At 37.9% G+C, this 17,215-nt stretch carries 16 protein-coding genes; 7 read left to right on the top strand and 9 right to left on the bottom strand.

Translation table 11 applies throughout. The annotated features are described in order from the left end of the window. The 9 genes from tssI to EAE91_RS18365 form a co-directional block, all read right to left on the bottom strand. A partial coding sequence (tssI, locus tag EAE91_RS18405; protein ID WP_214089752.1) for a type VI secretion system tip protein TssI/VgrG occupies positions 1-1,120 on the bottom strand: 1,120 nt, incomplete at its 3' end. Positions 1,121-1,181: 61 nt separating this feature from the next. After that, positions 1,182-1,925, bottom strand: a complete 744-nt coding sequence (locus EAE91_RS18400; protein ID WP_214089751.1) for a hypothetical protein — start codon at positions 1,923-1,925, stop codon at positions 1,182-1,184. Between the two features lie 27 nt (positions 1,926-1,952). Continuing rightward, entirely contained in the window at positions 1,953-2,696 is a 744-nt protein-coding gene (locus EAE91_RS18395) for a hypothetical protein (RefSeq protein ID WP_214089750.1), read from the bottom strand. A 27-nt stretch (positions 2,697-2,723) separates the two neighbouring features. Continuing rightward, positions 2,724-3,464 carry a hypothetical protein gene (locus tag EAE91_RS18390; RefSeq protein ID WP_214089749.1) on the bottom strand — a complete coding sequence of 247 codons (741 nt, stop codon included), beginning with the start codon at positions 3,462-3,464 and terminating at the stop codon, positions 2,724-2,726. 27 nt (positions 3,465-3,491) lie between these two features. Further along, the gene (locus tag EAE91_RS18385; protein ID WP_214089748.1) at positions 3,492-4,250 is read right to left on the bottom strand and encodes a hypothetical protein; all 759 of its coding nucleotides are present in this window, start codon (positions 4,248-4,250) and stop codon (positions 3,492-3,494) included. Continuing rightward, positions 4,247-6,169: a lipase family protein gene (locus EAE91_RS18380; protein ID WP_214089747.1), complete on the bottom strand. Its 1,923-nt coding sequence runs from the start codon at positions 6,167-6,169 to the stop codon at positions 4,247-4,249. The genes EAE91_RS18385 and EAE91_RS18380 overlap by 4 nt, the downstream gene beginning before the upstream one ends. Before the next feature lie 25 nt (positions 6,170-6,194). Then, on the bottom strand, positions 6,195-7,946 hold the full coding sequence (locus EAE91_RS18375) for a type VI secretion system baseplate subunit TssF (RefSeq protein WP_214089746.1): 1,752 nt from the start codon (positions 7,944-7,946) through the stop codon (positions 6,195-6,197). Between the two features lie 11 nt (positions 7,947-7,957). Continuing rightward, complete coding sequence (locus EAE91_RS18370) at positions 7,958-8,233, bottom strand: PAAR domain-containing protein (RefSeq protein ID WP_214089745.1); 276 nt, start codon at positions 8,231-8,233, stop codon at positions 7,958-7,960. A 679-nt stretch (positions 8,234-8,912) separates the two neighbouring features. Continuing rightward, the gene (locus EAE91_RS18365; protein WP_214089744.1) at positions 8,913-9,527 is read right to left on the bottom strand and encodes a plasmid pRiA4b ORF-3 family protein; all 615 of its coding nucleotides are present in this window, start codon (positions 9,525-9,527) and stop codon (positions 8,913-8,915) included. Positions 9,528-10,418: 891 nt separating this feature from the next. Here EAE91_RS18365 and EAE91_RS18360 point away from each other — a divergent pair. From EAE91_RS18360 to EAE91_RS18330, 7 genes are all read left to right on the top strand, one after another. Next, on the top strand, positions 10,419-11,783 hold the full coding sequence (locus EAE91_RS18360; protein WP_214089743.1) for a sulfatase-like hydrolase/transferase: 1,365 nt from the start codon (positions 10,419-10,421) through the stop codon (positions 11,781-11,783). Positions 11,784-12,166: 383 nt separating this feature from the next. Next, positions 12,167-12,688 carry an AidA/PixA family protein gene (locus EAE91_RS18355; RefSeq protein ID WP_214089742.1) on the top strand — a complete coding sequence of 174 codons (522 nt, stop codon included), beginning with the start codon at positions 12,167-12,169 and terminating at the stop codon, positions 12,686-12,688. Between the two features lie 36 nt (positions 12,689-12,724). Further along, positions 12,725-13,315, top strand: coding sequence for an AidA/PixA family protein (locus EAE91_RS18350; RefSeq protein WP_214089741.1), 591 nt, complete (start codon positions 12,725-12,727; stop codon positions 13,313-13,315). A gap of 535 nt (positions 13,316-13,850) precedes the next feature. Beyond that, positions 13,851-14,432, top strand: a complete 582-nt coding sequence (locus tag EAE91_RS18345) for an AidA/PixA family protein (RefSeq protein WP_214089740.1) — start codon at positions 13,851-13,853, stop codon at positions 14,430-14,432. Positions 14,433-14,471: 39 nt separating this feature from the next. Further along, a complete protein-coding gene (locus EAE91_RS18340; protein ID WP_214089739.1) occupies positions 14,472-15,068 on the top strand; it encodes an AidA/PixA family protein in 597 nt (198 codons plus the stop codon). A gap of 599 nt (positions 15,069-15,667) precedes the next feature. Next, positions 15,668-16,249 (top strand): AidA/PixA family protein, encoded by a 582-nt coding sequence (locus EAE91_RS18335; RefSeq protein ID WP_214089738.1) that lies wholly within the window; start codon positions 15,668-15,670, stop codon positions 16,247-16,249. A 39-nt stretch (positions 16,250-16,288) separates the two neighbouring features. After that, on the top strand, positions 16,289-16,885 hold the full coding sequence (locus EAE91_RS18330) for an AidA/PixA family protein (protein WP_214089737.1): 597 nt from the start codon (positions 16,289-16,291) through the stop codon (positions 16,883-16,885). Positions 16,886-17,215: the final 330 nt, after the last annotated feature.

Below are 17,215 nucleotides of genomic sequence, written 5' to 3'. Positions count from 1 at the left end.
CTTCCCCTTCCGGGCCGACCACGGTGGCCACTTCATCACCATCCGCCAGCGGTTTGTAGCGATATAGCGCTCGCCAGTCGTTATAGCCCGACATAAAACGGAATTCGTTATGCAGATAAGATCCTGATTCTCCGCTCTCTTCTTGCAGTGCCTGCGGACACTTGCCGTGATGATGGATAGTGACGATTTGCCAGCGGGTATTCATGGCATCAACCGGGTGTTCGCTGAGGTCAAAGATTTTACCGGGCATCAGTTTAAAACAGTTACTTTGCCCGCTACCGGCCTGACGTTGATTCTCGACGGCCTGATGACGACGCTGGACAAACGGTTTCGCCTCCGCGTCCTTCTGAAAACGGCCGTAGCTTTCAAAAAGCTCAAACAGGGTTTTCTGCCCTTCCACACGGGGATCGATATTGGCCCGGTGCGTCAGGCGGTAATCGGGACTTTGGGGATTGTAGTCCTTATAAATGACCCGCGCCGGGGTCATGGAGACGCCCAGACGCGCCTGATTCATCACATTCATTTCGGTGGCCGTCTCTATCTGCGGGTTGTAGACCAGCGGTAAGTTGGCCGTCATCCCTAAATGGCTGTCACTGAAAAACAGCTTGTCGTCTTCAAACCAGAAATTCAGCCCCTCTTCGGCCACTAACCGGGCAAAAAAAGCATAATCGGACTCCCGTTTCTGCGTCACATACTCCCGTGTGTAATGAAACTCATCCAGTTGGCAATCGAACAGGATGCAATGTTTTTTCAGCAAACTGGTGAGAATTTCCGGCACGCTTTGCCGATGGTAAATCCGGCTGTCCTGATTCAAATTCATCCGCCAGAGAGCGGGCTGGACGGTGAGGTAATAAATGGTACGACGCGCATGCGTATCGCCTCGTGCAGCCTGTGTGATAATGCCGCTAACCTGACGTTGCTCAACGTCGTTGAAAACCACCCGGAATTTCACAGACTGTAATAACAGTGATTCCAGATCAATATCGGCCCGTTTACTGACCAGCATTAAAGATAGGGTAAAGAGTTCGGATAATTCCTCCTGCAAAGAAAATTCAGCTACCGCAAAAGTTTTCTCCGGCAAATCGGTAATATGACAAAGAAAGTGTAATCCATCGTTCATAATGGACTCCTTATTTTTGATGTTGATGTTTAGGTAAATTAATAATATGGCCTTGGTAGTGTTATTTTATTTTCCAGTAATCAATAGAGTCTCTGTTTAAATCAACTCTGCCATCAGGATATTCAACCCTTGAAGGTGCTTTGCCCGGTGGGATAATAATTTTAGGCATTTTGGTTTCATCTAATTTAGGTTTATAGGTAATTTTCCATTCAGCACCTGGAGTTAACCTTAATCTAAAGGGACGCATTCCTACTTCACCCTGTAGAAATACTCTGTTTGGGCACCCATAAACTATTTTTAGAATAGGATAAACAACCGGTCTGTAATCTATATTATTCAATGCCTTCGTTTCGCTGAGATATGTCTGGGTTGAATCATTAATGAATACAGTTAAACCTGTTCCCTCAGCTCCTTCCTCTTGAACAGCATCTTTTACCAAATGGTGGACATCGGTATAACTCACCGATACAAAGGCCCGATCAATCTTCCACTTACATCGGCCGCCGCCATTAAAAGGTAATTTCGCCTGAAAGTAACCGGTTTGCGGATCAGCCTTTACATCTTCCAAACGTAATCCGTTATAAGTCAGTACCTTAAAAGGCGACATATTGGAATCCAGACGATATTTAAGGCAATCTTTTGATATATACACAGCAGATACATGAGGTTCGGTATATTTGGGTGCTACTCCTTCCACGGTGATCCACTGATTCTCTTTGGGCGGAGAAAGCGGCTCATTAGGGTTAGCACAGCCCGATATTAAAATCACTGATAAGACAGATAAGTATTGCTTGAGATTTATCATGGTAACTGTTCCTCAATTCCTACAGTGTTATTTCATATTCATGTACATGAACCGAAAATCGACTTCTTGAGTGCCGTTATCAATCTTGCCGTTAGAGTATTCAACCCATTCGCCTTTCCCGTTAGTCACAGTGACCTTTGCCATTTTTGTTTCGTCCAGCTTAGGCTTGAAGATAATTTTCCATTTAGCTCCTGGAGTTAACGTGAGTCGAAAAGGGAGCATTTTTGATACTTCACCTTGTAAGGATACGGTTTTTGGAAATCCTTCAACTACTTCTAAAACAGGGTAAATAACCGGGCTAAAATTAATCGTATTCGATGCGGGCATTTCACTAATATCTGTCCGAGTAGCATCATTGATAGATGCGATTAAACCTGTTCCTCCATAAGGCACGGCATCTTTCACCAGATGGTGGACATCGGTATAACTTATTGACACAAAAGCCCGATTAATTTCCCATTTGCACCGGCCGCCGCCATTGAAAGGCAGTTTTGCCTGAAAATAACCGGTTTGTGGATCGGCCTTTACTTTCAGACGAAGCCCATTATAGGTTGGCACCTTATAAGGTGACATGTCAGCATGTAGCTGATATTCAAGGCAATCCTTTGAGATATACTCTGCGGACACATGAGGTTCAGTATATTTCGGTGCTACCCCCTCCACGGTGATCCACTGATTCTCTTTGGGCGGAGAAAGCGGCTCATTTGGATCAGCACAGCCTGATATTAAAATTACTGATAAGATCGATAAGTATTTTTTAATATTTATCATGGTAACTGTTCCTCAATTCCTACAGCGTTATTTCATATTCATGTACATGAACCGAAAATCGACTAATTGAGTACCCTTATCAATCTTGCCGTTAGAGTATTCAACCCATTCACCTTTCCCGTTAGTCACTGTAACCTTCGCCATTTTGGTTTCATCCAGCTTAGGTTTAAAAATAATTTTCCATTTGGCTCCCGGTGTTAACTTCAACCTAAATGGGTACATACCAACTTCACCCTGTAAGAATATTCTGTTCGGTCGATCTTCAACTACTTTCAAAATAGGGTAAATAACCGGGTTAAAATCAATCGTATTCGATGCGGGGATTTCGCTAATATTTGTCCGGGCAGCATCATTGATAAATGCGATTAAACCGGTTGCTGAATACGGAATAGCATCTTTCACCAGATGGTGGACATCGGTATAACTCACCGATACAAAGGCCCGGTTAATTTTCCATTTACATCGGCCACCGCCATTAAAAGGCAGTTTTGCCTGAAAGTAACCGGTTTGAGGATCGGCCTTCACTTTCAGGCGAAGCCCATTATAGGTTGGCACTTTATAAGGTGACATGTCAGCATGTAGCTGATATTCAAGGCAATCTTTTGAAATGTATTCTGCCGATACATGCGGCTGTGTGTATTTAGGCACCACCCCTTCCACGGTGATCCACTGATTCTCTTTAGGAGGAGAAAGCGGCTCATTTGGATCAGCACAGCCTGATAGTAAAATCACTGATAAAACAGATAAGTATTGCTTGATATTTATCATGGTAAATTTTCCTCAATTCCTACAGCGTTATTTCATATTCATGTACATGAACCGAAAATCGACTAATTGAGTACCCTTATCAATCTTGCCGTTAGAGTATTCAACCCATTCACCTTTCCCGTTAGTCACAGTGACCTTCGCCATTTTTGTTTCATCCAGCTTAGGCTTAAAGATAATTTTCCATTTAGCTCCTGGAGTTAATTTCAGTCGAAAGGAACGCATTTTTGATACTTCACCTTGTAAATATACGCTTTTAGGAAATCCTTCAACCATTTCCAAAACAGGGTAGATGATGGGGCTAAAATTAATAGTATTTAATTCCGCAGTTTCACTAATATTCGTCTGGACAGCATCATTAATAAATGCGGTTAAGCCGGTTCCCGTATATGGCACAGCATCTTTCACCAGATGTCGGACATCGGTATATCCTACTGCCACAGAAGCTTGATTGATTTTCCATTTACACCATCCTCCACCATTGAAAGGCAATTTCGCCTGAAAGTAACCAGTTTGTGGATCAGCTTTTACATCCAAATCCAATCCATAATAAGTCGGCACTTGATAAGGCGACATACCTGCATCAAACTGATATCTAAGACAGTCTTTTGAGATATATTGCGCAGACACATACGGTTTTGTGTATTTCGGCACGACACCTTCCACCGTAATCAATTGTTTCTTCTCGTCGGGTGAAAAGGGAAATAGCCAGTTGAAAAAGGTGTCACCAAACGCCCAGTAAATAGAATAGAGAAATAATAAGGACAGCGTTATCTTCAATATTTTCATACGGACAGTTCCTGTTTATCACAGTAATGCTGTAAGGCCAGTTCTCCCTGTTCTTCCTGCTGGCTGACCGTCAGTGATTTTATTAACTGCTTATCCATATCCAGAAAATAGAGATTTCGGTAGTAAACATTGTCAGGGATAAGCATCTTATAACTGTCCATTTTCGCCTTAAATTGACGCTGACTGTCCTGATAGACCGTAATCTTATCCGGTTCACATAACTCTCTGAGGCGCTTGTCAATATAACCCGCATATTTATACGAGCTATGATTAGAGAAACCGAATCCGCCTTTCAAATCAGCACTTCTGTTTTCAACAAACAGTTTGTCTTTTTCTTGTTGACTGAGCTGATTAAACAACGCATTCTGCCGCTCACCGGCCAGCGAAAAATCCTTTTCTGTTTCCTGATTTAACTCAGGAATTAAGTAGAGTTTTGTAGCGTTATCTAATATTTTTTCAGCAACACCGGTTATCAGGGAGATATTCCGGGCGGAAATCAGCCATTCCGGGCAACTGTTGGCTTGAAAAAAATGGACAACTTTACCATGATGCAGATAAATTTCTTTACTGGCTGTCGCCTGTTTAATTGCCTGAATAATCGGTGACGGCGACAGCAACTTCATAACCGCCCAGTCATACCCCGCCGGTGCCCAATAATTGAAAAAAACATTATCCATATCCTGCTCAAATGGCACAGAAGGGATTACATCATCTTCATTAACATGACGATAGTGGATAATAGAAGACAATTCCTCTACTGCACTGCGAGTTAATGTTCGCGGCATCCCGTAACTGTAGAGACAAGGATTGTGTTCTTTCAGTTGCGCACTGTGCAATAATGCCAACGCTCCTCCCAAACTATGGCCGCAAATAAATAATCGCTTGTTTCTAACCAAACTGGTGATATCTCGGAATACTGTTTTAGTTTTAATTTTATCACTGGGAACGATTAACCTTCCCCCCAGATTAAATGCCTCCCAAAACCCTTTATGCACTTTACCATGATGAATAAAATCACTGCACAACGCTTTGTCATCATCGCAACTTAAAGCCAATGGCTGGAAAGTGGCATCAGTCAGGTAATTATCCAGGCTAGAGGTTCCCCGCCAACTAACAATCACATCTTTCTTACTGGCAACATAAAACAGTTTGGTATCACCTTGTTTGTTGTTCCCTGCTTGTGAATCAATAAATTCCACTTGAGTATAACGTTCACTAAACGGTACATCGTAAACTACAGGCGTTGCCGACAATTCCTCCACTTTATAGGGCAATCTTGAAACATCCACCATTTGCCGGTTAAAAAAGTGTTTCACTGAACCTTCAATATCAACATCTCCATCGGCATAGGCCAGCACACTCATCAAACACTGGTTATAAGCATTCACAATGGAATACTCTTTTTGATGATGTAGCAGCAAAACCCAAGCTCGAAATGGACACACTTCCAGAACATATCGTCGATTCACAGGATGGACCTGATAGCCTTTTGGTTCCGGGTCTGGGAAATGATAGGGAGGTGGGATATCTTTGGGGTCCCACCCTTGAATCTCCGGCAATCCATCACTAATCTGCCCGATAGTCACATAGCGATATTGATAGCCTTCGGCTTCTGCTTTTGGTTTCACCACTGAAAATGCCTCTCCCCGTTTTTCCCGCAACGGGCGCTGTTCCATCTCATCGGCCAGCGGTTGGGCACCGATATACAAGGTTACCGGATGGGGAGGCATATCTTCTTCCCTTAGCAATCCATTGCCATCGGTAACTCCTTTACGTCCCAACAAAGGATTTCCACGGATTTTCAAACGATAAGGCATATTGACCAAGGGTTTCCCCTGTTCATCCACCAACTGAAATTCCAGCCAGTTTTTCAGTATGTTTTTACAGTCAAGACAATCGAGTGGGCTTAATTTGCTCATTGATACTATTTCCTTACGATTAACATTACATATCAGGGCGTAACCCGAACATCATGTGTTGAAAATCCCACAGGATTTCTCCCGTCTGGCCGTCAATAACCTTCATCATCACAAAAGTGCGCATGCTGATGAAAAGCCTCATCAGGCGTGACACCACCAGACTGAACTGATGCATCTCCCCCTGATTGGCGTAACAATCCGGGTTCAATGTCAGGACGAGTTGATGGCCACGCACTGGAACCCCTTTATCGAAGCGATCTATTGGGATGTTATCCAGTTGAACGATACCGTCGATATGTTCCTGGATACGTTTGCTTAATGACTGATCGGAGGAGAAATCGAATAGCTTGATCAGCTCTTTTAACGAGTGGGTTTGAAAAGCCATCCAGGGTGATACGGAAAAGAAAGAGATGATTGACCAGGCCGATCTACCTATTTGATCCTCCGTCATTGTTGAGTGGCAAGCAGAAGAAACTGGGGTGATATTGCTCACTTTCAGCCCCGAGGCATATTCTCCCGGTAGATTAATCTCCCCGATACCCAAGTTAGAGGCCCGTGTCTGATAACCGGTAAATTGACAAAAAATGGTTTGTGGCGGCAGGTTATCCGCTGGTTGGCCGTTACAGTCAAAGAAGTGAAGATGTTGCAGGGTACGCTGCGACATATCGCATTCTGTCCTCAGTTGATAATAGTAAAGAAACTCAGCATCCGGCAGAAAACGAGCGGTTTGGGAGAATTTCTCAATCGGCAGATAGCGGTATGGTTGCCCACGTTCTAGCTTCGGCTCAGTTGATATGTAAAGGTGGTTCAGTTTGAACAGTTGTTTCGTCGAATCCAATGGGATTTGATAATGGTTGGCTTCACTGTTTACCGGGATCTTCGCACTCATCGGCTCCAGATGTCTTACCGGCACGCAGTCCAACAGAAAGGTTTGGGAAATATCGTTTAGCATCAAATGACCATCAAACCGAAAAATCAGCTCGAATGTCCGATCTGCGTTCAACTCCACCAATCGACGATCTTTCTTGATATCAATCGTCACAAAATCATGTACATGGGGCAGGTAATAGTACTCAGTCATCAGTTGCAAGATAGAGTATGGCGAGGTTTTCATCGTCGGCAGGATGGCAACCTGCCGTGCGGTTCCCCACAATGCCGGGACTGGGTAACTGTCATCAAGCGTGATGGTTTTGTCCTGTGTTCGCAAAAAGACATCACACAGATTAAAGTCAAGCCATAAGGCTAATTCAGCGGCTTGCAGATGATCGCTGCCCAGAAAGAAATGTAGCGGTTGGCTGCGCCACTCTGAGATATTCTCCGAACATTGCAGTGTTAGCGTTATCTCACTGTACTCTGGGGTTGCGTTCAGTTGCCGGTCAATCACCGCTAGTGGTTCGATATGCAGAGGGCAGCAGGTTTCAAAACTGACTTCTTCTTCTCCTTCTCCGGCAAAAACCGGTGCCCCTTCTGGTAACGTCATCGCGCTCAGGTGATGAGTCCCTTTGGGTGAAAATTGAACGATGCTCGTGGGAGGGACCGGGCACATGGCATATGGCCAAATATGAGCCAGCATCCCTGATGTGAGTTCGGGAAACTCATCCTCAATCTTTTCGCGAAGACGGGCAGCTAACAGCGCAAAGGCTTGAATCACTCGCTCAATATCCGGATCACCGGCAGATAAAAAATCTGCCAGGTGCGGATTTTTTTTTGCGGCTTCCTGCGCCAATTGCCGTATATACTGCAATTCTTGCAGGAATAGAGACTCTTTTTTATTCATAACACATTGTCCTATAAGGTTTTTATCTGGAAAGAGGTTTGTGAGGCGATCAGCGTGGCACCACAGGAAGTTTTCATACCTGCCAGAGCCAGTTTTTGTTTATTGGTTCCGACTGCGGTTGGCGTTCCCTCAGCAATGGTTTGATGCCCGCCACACTTTGGACACGACACGGGATCGTTAATCCGTGCCACGCCTTTACCCAAGACCTTAAAACTGTCATCACCGGCTAAGACAGAACCGCCGTGAGAGGTTCTGTCGCCTTGTCGTATTGCGTTTTTTAGCGTCATATTTTGTCCAGACGTTGAAATCATTAATTCTTTTTGCCAAAGAAATAACGTCGTAAAAATCCCATCATCACCGATAAACGCAGCGTTTATCGCGTGAATAATGGCGAGTTGAATGAGAGGAAGAGAGAGATCAATCCCAATCAGTTAATCCCCAAGAATAAGGGGAACAGGGGGGTAATTCTTTTAAATGTAGTTCATATGATGAAGCTTAATTAATAATTAAACATTCATCAGATAGCAAGCGTTTTTTTCAAATTTACAAAAATATAAATTTGTAAGAAAGTGTTACAAATTATATATGGAATCAAGACATATCAGGTTATTTCGAATTCGCTATATTAATCTTTAGTTAAAAAATATTTTTATTACAATCTGTTACGATGATTAATGGCATTATCTATTTAGTCGTTGTTTTAATAACTTTGTTAATGAGGCCGGAATATTAATACCTGACGTTATAGTTGCTGTATTTAATATCAAATGGGTGATGATAATGGTATTCAATACCAGTGCAGCTTAATAGGGCTAATCTGAAAACACCGCAGAAACTGCACTCGATACTGAGTTGAGTATCATCTAATTCCACGGGAAAAATTAATTCAAATTAAGCCCCGATGTTCGTCATAGTGGCTTATCTGAAACTTTTCCCAATGATGATAGATTTGTCCTATTGTTAAATTCATTCCCAATCCCACAAGAGATGGTAACGATCTCGTGACCAGCGATAATAGAGCGCTAGAAAGGCATTAATATTGCTAATGGGAAATTGTTCGAAGTCGAAATCTTCATCTTCATCCAGAGCAAGTAATTCACTTACCCATTGCTGTGTATCTACATATTCCTCATGGTCAGGATCATTCAGTATTGCGATTAAATTTTCATAACCGTCAATCCCGCCGGTATCTTCCAAGGGACAAGCGCGAGCGCCATCCAGACAATAAAAAGGAAGCGGGAGGTTATTGGCAGGATAATGACTGTTTTCTAAGGTAATTTCGTGTTCCCATTCATCGCTAAAATCATAGAGATAGGTAAAAGATCGCCCTTTTTGTTTAATCAGATCAGCCAGACGGTATAAATCTTCTTCCTTGCTATCAGATGAGCTTTCTGGCATTTCTGTTAATCGCAATTTGCCAATGCGAAATTCATGTAGATGACTATCCTGCCATCCCATAACGATTTGTATCACGTCATGCAGCCTGTCAAATGAAATAGAGGCTGGAACGACAAATTGCCGCCAAATAGCGGGTTTTGAGTCTGTAAGTGTTATTTTTAATTGATAGAATTTTTCATTCATCACTAATCTCCTAATGGTTTCGAGATGATTCTTTCCATGTGTGCCATCTATTGTCAATATCTTATTGAATTTTCCTGGCTGGATTGACTGGAATGCCAGAGTGTTTAACTTTGTATGAAAAGCTTAGATTATGTCATCAATTTCAGTGGCTAATGTTCATAAATAGCTTTTAATAACAGATAGTTTGTAATAACAGATAGTTTGGTCTGACTCGCTTCCTCTATTACTGAATATCGATTGAGAGGATAATATTTCTTTGAGATGCGCAGTGCTTATGGCAGATGTTTTTACTATTTTTCAATTAGTTACTGTTATCTCCAGATATATGCTTTCGTACATAAACCATTTATTAAGTATAGTTTAAAATCACGATCAGGATCGATATATTCAGAACTTTTGCTATTAACAAAAAAAACGCATATTATTTACATGCCGTTAATCAAATATGGACAATTAATAACTGTCTTGCTTAGGAAATCCTCAACTAAGTTATAGATAAATGAGTAAGGTGTTTTTTTATGCGTTAGTTTAATGACTCAGTGTAGCAATCTGCATGGTGCTGCTTGGAATTGTGGCACGTGGTAGTTGATTAACCCCAGATTTTCTTATTGAAAAACCACGCCTATTGATAAGAAAAGATTATGAATTTTTTGATGTTGTATTACGTAGATTATTGCATAGATTTAAAGGAAATGAGTGAGTATGCTGTTGAGTAAAAAAATCCAAGAAAATTTCACTTTGATATGCTTATTTGGTTTTATTTCATTGGCCCATTTAAGCCTTGGATATCAGCTAAAGTTTATATATGTATTTAGTGCTTTTTCAATGCTGATATTATTATCCAGTTTTAACAAATATATATATTATATTTTGGTATTTATGATTGGGTTAATGAGTGTGATCTATTCCCCTGTAGGATTGAATTATGGTTGTCCCGATATCAATTCAGTGGGATCTTTAATTTACACGAATAAAAATGAAGCGTTAGAGTTTATCAGCGGGCTGCCTCTTTTTACCTATTTAGTGGTGTCGGCTATTATTCTATTAATGATTTTATCTTTTAAGGTAAAAGTGACGCTGAAGAGAAAGAGTACAATATTTTTATCACTGTTTTTTGTGTTTTCAGCTTTCTGGTCACCGGTAAAAGGGTATATAAATTCCGGTTTCAATCCTGATTTTAATCTATTGGCATCAGGATTACCCGAAGTGAGATTTTTTAGTGATGTCGTTGAGAGCTATAAAGAAGTTAATTCAGAAAGAATTAGGTTCGCTGAAATAATAAAACAGAAAGACTCTTGGCAGCCGGTGGTAAAAGAGGATAAATATGAAACCTATATCATGGTCATTGGTGAAAGTGTTCGAAAGGACTTTATGAATGTGTATGGCTTTCCTTATAACAATACGCCGTGGCTGGATAAAGCTAATGGCAAGATATTTACAAATTATATCTCATCGGCGGCATCGACACAGTTATCTTTGACTAACTCACTGGCTCTGAAAGGTGAGAATGCGATCAATTTGAATGATAGTGTCATAACGTTGGCGAAAAAAGCTGGGTTTTATACCTATTGGATATCTAATCAGGGGATGAAGAGTGCTTTTGATTCTCCGGTGGCGTTGATTGGGCAACAGGCAAATAGCGTCCACTTCCTGAAAAGTGGAAGTTCTGATGACCGGCGTTATTTGCCTGATGATAAATTGATGCCTTACATTAAAAAGGCATTAATACCGGAAAAGAAGAAAAAACTGATTGTTATTCACCTGATGGGATCTCACCCACAAGCGTGCGTCAGAACGAATGGAAAATATGATCTGTTCTTACAATCGGAAGAAATTTCTTGTTATGTCAAAAGTATATCTAATACAGATAAATTGCTTTCTGACATTGCGTCTGAGGCTAATCATCATCATTTAAGATGGACGATGCTTTATTTTTCGGATCATGGGCTTTCTTATGTTGATAAAGGAACCGATCAAGAAAACCTGACACATGATGATGAAAATAAACAGAGTTTTCAGGTGCCGTTTTTTATTACCGGCAGTGATTATTCTTATCGTGAAGAGATAACGGCACAAAGAAGTGGATTACACTTTCTGACGCTATTTTCTGAATGGCTTGGAATAAGAGAAAAGAATATTCCCGACGATTGTCATATGATGTCTAATAGTCAATGCAGTGGGCAAACTAAGATAGTTACCTTTAAAAATGAAGTTAAAGATTATGATGAATTAAATGAAGATTTTCCCGATACATAATTCTTGTCGAAAAATATCAATTGATGATTTAATCATTGAGTAAAATTGTATGAAGATAAGGGATTTCCTCTTTGAGGAAATCCCTTATGCAATCGCTCACACTTTAGTTAAATGCTGATGACATATATTGTTTTACCTTTTAAAAGAATACTAATCTGTTTATGAACTAATATCGTCATGATATTAATTTGATTTGAATTCTTTTTTAAAACAATAAATTATCGGTAGGATTTGGCTGTGTCTAAAAAGATTTCTGATAAATATATAAGTAAATTTCTTATCTAAACTGTGATTTATACCAGTAGTTATTTCAGGTTTAGTAGTTAATTATTAGAGTGATAGAGGACTCTTAGGGCGACTTAATCCAATGAAGGGGTAAAAAAATGAATGAAACTGTAGATGTTCTTATTTGTGTGGATGTTGATGGTATTATTAATAACTACAATAAACTGGGAACAAATCCAGACAACCCTGCAATGGTAGATAATAAATATTTTCATTACATTACTAATAATGAAAATGCTGATATACCTGAAGATAATGCTACGGGTAAATTGATAGTAAAAGTGGGTGTCGGCGATACTGTCAGGTGGAGAGTAATATCTTTAACTCAACAATTAATACATTCAGTAAACTTATACAAAAAAACTAAAGAAAATAGTTATAAAACTATCGCACCGATAAAGTATATTCAAGAAGTCACAAGGGTCAATTACCCAGAACAAGATGATAAGCAGTTACCCGGTACACCGTTTAAATATGGAGTAGAATCTGTAACACAATCTTATATAGAATCAGAAGGTAAGAAATCAGGTAGAGAAAAATTGACTTTTATAATAAGCATACATTATAACCTTGAGTTAATTGGGTATATTTCTCATAGCTCTTTTGTTCACGTTTTGTAAATTACAAAATCAATATAAGATAATAGGGCCAACATTATGAATACTGATGATAATGCTGAATTTTCTAAGAGTATAGATATTTTAATCTGTATTGATGTGCAATCTATCTTAAATAAGTTTGACCGTCTGAGCCAGGATTATAAAAAGCCGACTAAAATTGATGATAACTTGTTATATTATATTACCACTGAGTATCAAGCATATTCTCCCGAGAAAAACGCTACAAATTCACTTAAAGTTACAGGTAAGGTAGGTGATATGGTTAGGTGGCAATCTTCTAGCATATCTGCTCAATTTAACCATAAGGTGTTTTTATATCGTCTGGAAAAAAAGGATGCTGATGATTGCATTTCTCAACCAATGACTATATATACATTAACGAATGTTGTTGTTCCCAAGATTAAAAAAGCGCTAATGCCTCCGAAAGAAGATATTATTGAATTGCCACAAGAGCCTTTATCCGATTTTTTCTATGAAAAAAGACATATTTACTATCAAAAATCTACGCTGCGTAGACCTGGTATAGTTCAATATGCATGGTATCTATCTATCTATGATGACTCAAATAAGCTTGTTGGTTATTGCTATCATACGCCATTAACTAGTATCGTTATTTCTGAAGATTAATTGTAATCTAACTATTTAACTAGCTAATGTAACTTAGTATTTTAGTTTGACGAATTAATATACGTGTTACGCCAAGGATAGGCAGAATGGTATTAAATATAAAAACTTAAAGTTTCACTGCCATATTACTTACTAAATATATTAAATTTATTTTCATTTTATTATTAAAATATAAATTTATAGTTAAGTTAATTATTTAATATTTTATTTTTACTACAATATTTTTATTGTTAATTTCTTATAAATAACAGTAAAAAATTAATTTTACGGTTAAATATCACAAAAGTATAACTTTAACTCAAGAGAGAATGTTGAATTATTTATGTTTGCAAATGGTGATTTAATACTAAAAATAATAATTTTTCATTTCAATATTAATATGGAATTTATTTATATATTAAATTAATTATTTTAAATATATGGATAATTTATTTTTAAAAACTATGATTTATATCAGTGGTTTTTTTTAACTGAATTATTAATATAATAGATGATTGTTAAACAATCTAACACTTTATTGTGAAGGAGAATAGATATGAGCGACGTTATAGCGATTTTGAAAGATCAAGTTATAGATATTCTCATTTGTGTGGATGTAGAAGCTATCCTTAGTAATTATGATTTAAGTAAATCAAAAACACTAGGGACGGCAAAATCAGTACATAATAAATATTTTTATTATGTAACAAGCACTGGAAATCTTTATACGCCTAAAAATAATGCCAAAGGAGAGTTGGAGGTAACTGTTAACGTTGCTGATGTCATTAGATGGAGGCCAATGTCTTTGACGCAGCAATTTGAATATACAATACTTTTATGCTACATGAGATTACAAGTTAATGACGGCAATGGCGTTTCGCTTATAACATTACCACAACTTGATTTTGGTGATATTTCTATTCCTTATTTGGCTAAAGATGATAATAATAATATAAGTAGTGTGGTATATAAAAGGGATGGAGAAGATAACGGCGGGCTAATAACAAGATATTATCATGAGTCAATAGCCCAGAGAGCGGGGCGTGGTTCGTATGTCTGGTATATGAAAATATATCGTAAAAAACAACTAATCGGATATATTGGTCATGACCCTTTCATTACAGTTCTAGATAATTAAATACTTATAAAACCAATATATAAAAAGAGGAATAGTATTATGAGTAATATTGAATATACAGATCTAGATGATATAAAACCCATTATTGGTGTACAATTTATTGATGTTCTTGCCGTTGTTGATGTAAAAGCTATCACAAACGATCTGAGTAATTCCATTAGTCAGGACCCTAGCAAACCAACGGTAATGGATGATAAATACATTTATTACATTACTTCTCAAAATAATATCTATATTCCCAAAAATAATGCTCAAGGTACACTTTTAATTCAAGGTAAGGTAGGGGATATTGTTAGATGGCGAGCTTCGACGCTATCAGCTCAATTTGATGATCAGGTATTTCTATATCATATGGCCGGGGTAGGCACCCAATCGCTGGTTTCGCCACCAACGCTAACTTCAGCGATATCTCAAGTCGCGGCCCCAAGCAAAGGGGCAACGTCAGGGACTAATCAAGACTATCCTGTCGTGTTTGAAACTCGTAATATTTTCAATCAAGGATCTAAATTACGTACTCCAGGTATAGCCAAATATTCATGGTATATATCCATTTTCGAAAGATGGAATGTGAAAGACAACGTTGGTAATCTTGTTGGCTATCTTACTCATTCTCTAAATATTCAAGTCGTTGATTAAATTTAACATTGCCTAAAAAATGAATAAATCAACCATGAAATATTAACAGTTGGTAAATTATCACTGGAAAACAGAGTATAATTTCCAGTGATTTTACTTCATTTACGATGATTAATGGTAATCTAATTATTCAACTGATTGATATATGTGTTATGCCAAGGGTAGGCAGAATGATATTTAATATAAAAGTTTCACTGCCATATTACTGACCAAATATATAAAGTTTTCCCTTATTTTATTATTAAACTAAAGGTTTAAAGTTAAATTAATTACTCGATATTTTATTTTTTACTCAGTGTTTTTATTGTTAGTTATGAAAAAAATAATTTCATAGTTAAATATCAGGAAAGTATAACTTTAACGCAAGAGAGAATGTTGAATGACTTATGTTTACAAGTAGTGATTTAATACTAGAAATAATAATTTTGTAATTCAATATTAATGTGAGTCTTATTTATATGCTGGAAAATCATTATAAAAATACAAGTAATTTGATTTTAAAAACTATGATTTATATTAGTGGTTTTTTTGGTCTTACTTATTAATATAAAAGATGATTATTAAACAATCTAACACTTTATTGTGAAGGAGATAGAGATATGAGTGACTCTATAACGATTTTGAAAGATCAAGTTGTAGATATTCTGATTTGTGTCGATGCAGAAGCTATCGTTAGTCGTCATGATTTAAGTAAATCACAAACATTAGGAACTGCAAAAGCGGTATCTAACGATTATTTTTATTATATAACAAGTACTGGGAATCTTTATGCGCCTAAAAATAATGCTAAAGGCGAGTTGGAGATAACTGTCAATGTTGGTGATGTCATTAGATGGAGACCAATGTCTTTGACACAGCAATTTGAATATACAGTACTTTTATGCCAAATGACAGGAACAGCAATTGGTGGTGGTGGTGTTACGCTTATATCATTACCGGAACTTGATTTTGGTGATATTTCTATTCCTTATTTGGCTAAAGATGATAATAATAATATAAGTAGTGTAGTATATAAAAGAGATGGAGAAAATAGTGGCGGATTAATAACAAGATATTATCATCACTCGACGGCTCAGAAAGAGGGATACGGTCAATATACCTGGTATATGAAAATATATCGTAAAAGACAACTCATTGGATATGTTTGTCATGATCCTTTCATTAAAGTTCTGGATAATTAAATACTTATAAAACCAATATGTAAAAATAGGAATGGTATTATGAATAATATTGAATATGCAGATCCGGATGATATAAAATCCGCTATTGGTGTACAATTTATTGATGTTCTTGCCGTTGTTGATGTAAAAGCTATCACAAACGATCTGGGTAAGGCCATTAGTCCGGACCCTAGCAAACCAACGGTAATGGGTGATAAATATATTTATTACATTACCTCTCAAAATAATATCTATATTCCCAAAAATAATGCTCAAGGTACACTTTTAATTCAAGGTAAGGTGGGGGATATCGTTAGATGGCGAGCTTCAACCCTATCAGCTCAATTTGATGATCAGGTCTTTCTATATCATATGGCCGGGGTAGGTACCCAATCGCTAGTTTCGCCACCGACCCTAACTTCAGCTATATCTCAAGTGGCGGCCCCAAGTAAAGGGGCAACGTCAGGGACGAACCAAGACTATCCTGTCGTGTTTGAAACTCGTAATATTTTCAATCAAGGATCTAAATTACGTACTCCAGGCATAGCCAAATATTCATGGTATATATCCATTTTCGAAAGATGGAATGTTAAAGACAACACGGGTAATCTTATTGGCTATCTTTCTCATTCTCCAAATATTCAAGTAGCTGATTAAATTTAACATTACCTAAAAACTGAATAAATTAACCATGAAATATTAAAAGTCAGCAGGCTATCACTGGAAAACAGGGTATAATTTCCAGTGATTTTATTTTCTTCATTCCTGTGAAAATATCCATTTATGTAATAATATAATTTATTGTTTAAATTACCCTTAAATACATGGTTTTATTTATTTTTTTCTAAACAAGTAATTATAAGAAATAATAGGTAATATCTTATGAGATGAATAACGATTTTATCGAATAAAAATCCTCATCAATAGATGGACGAGGATTTTTACAATTGAATAATGAGATGATTTTTTGTTTCAAAGAGAAATAGT

The sequence above is a fragment of the Photorhabdus noenieputensis genome, assembly GCF_018448935.1.
Classification (GTDB): domain Bacteria; phylum Pseudomonadota; class Gammaproteobacteria; order Enterobacterales; family Enterobacteriaceae; genus Photorhabdus; species Photorhabdus noenieputensis.
The sequence above is the reverse complement of the archived record's forward strand: the minus strand, read 5'-3'. Positions and strand labels throughout refer to the sequence as shown.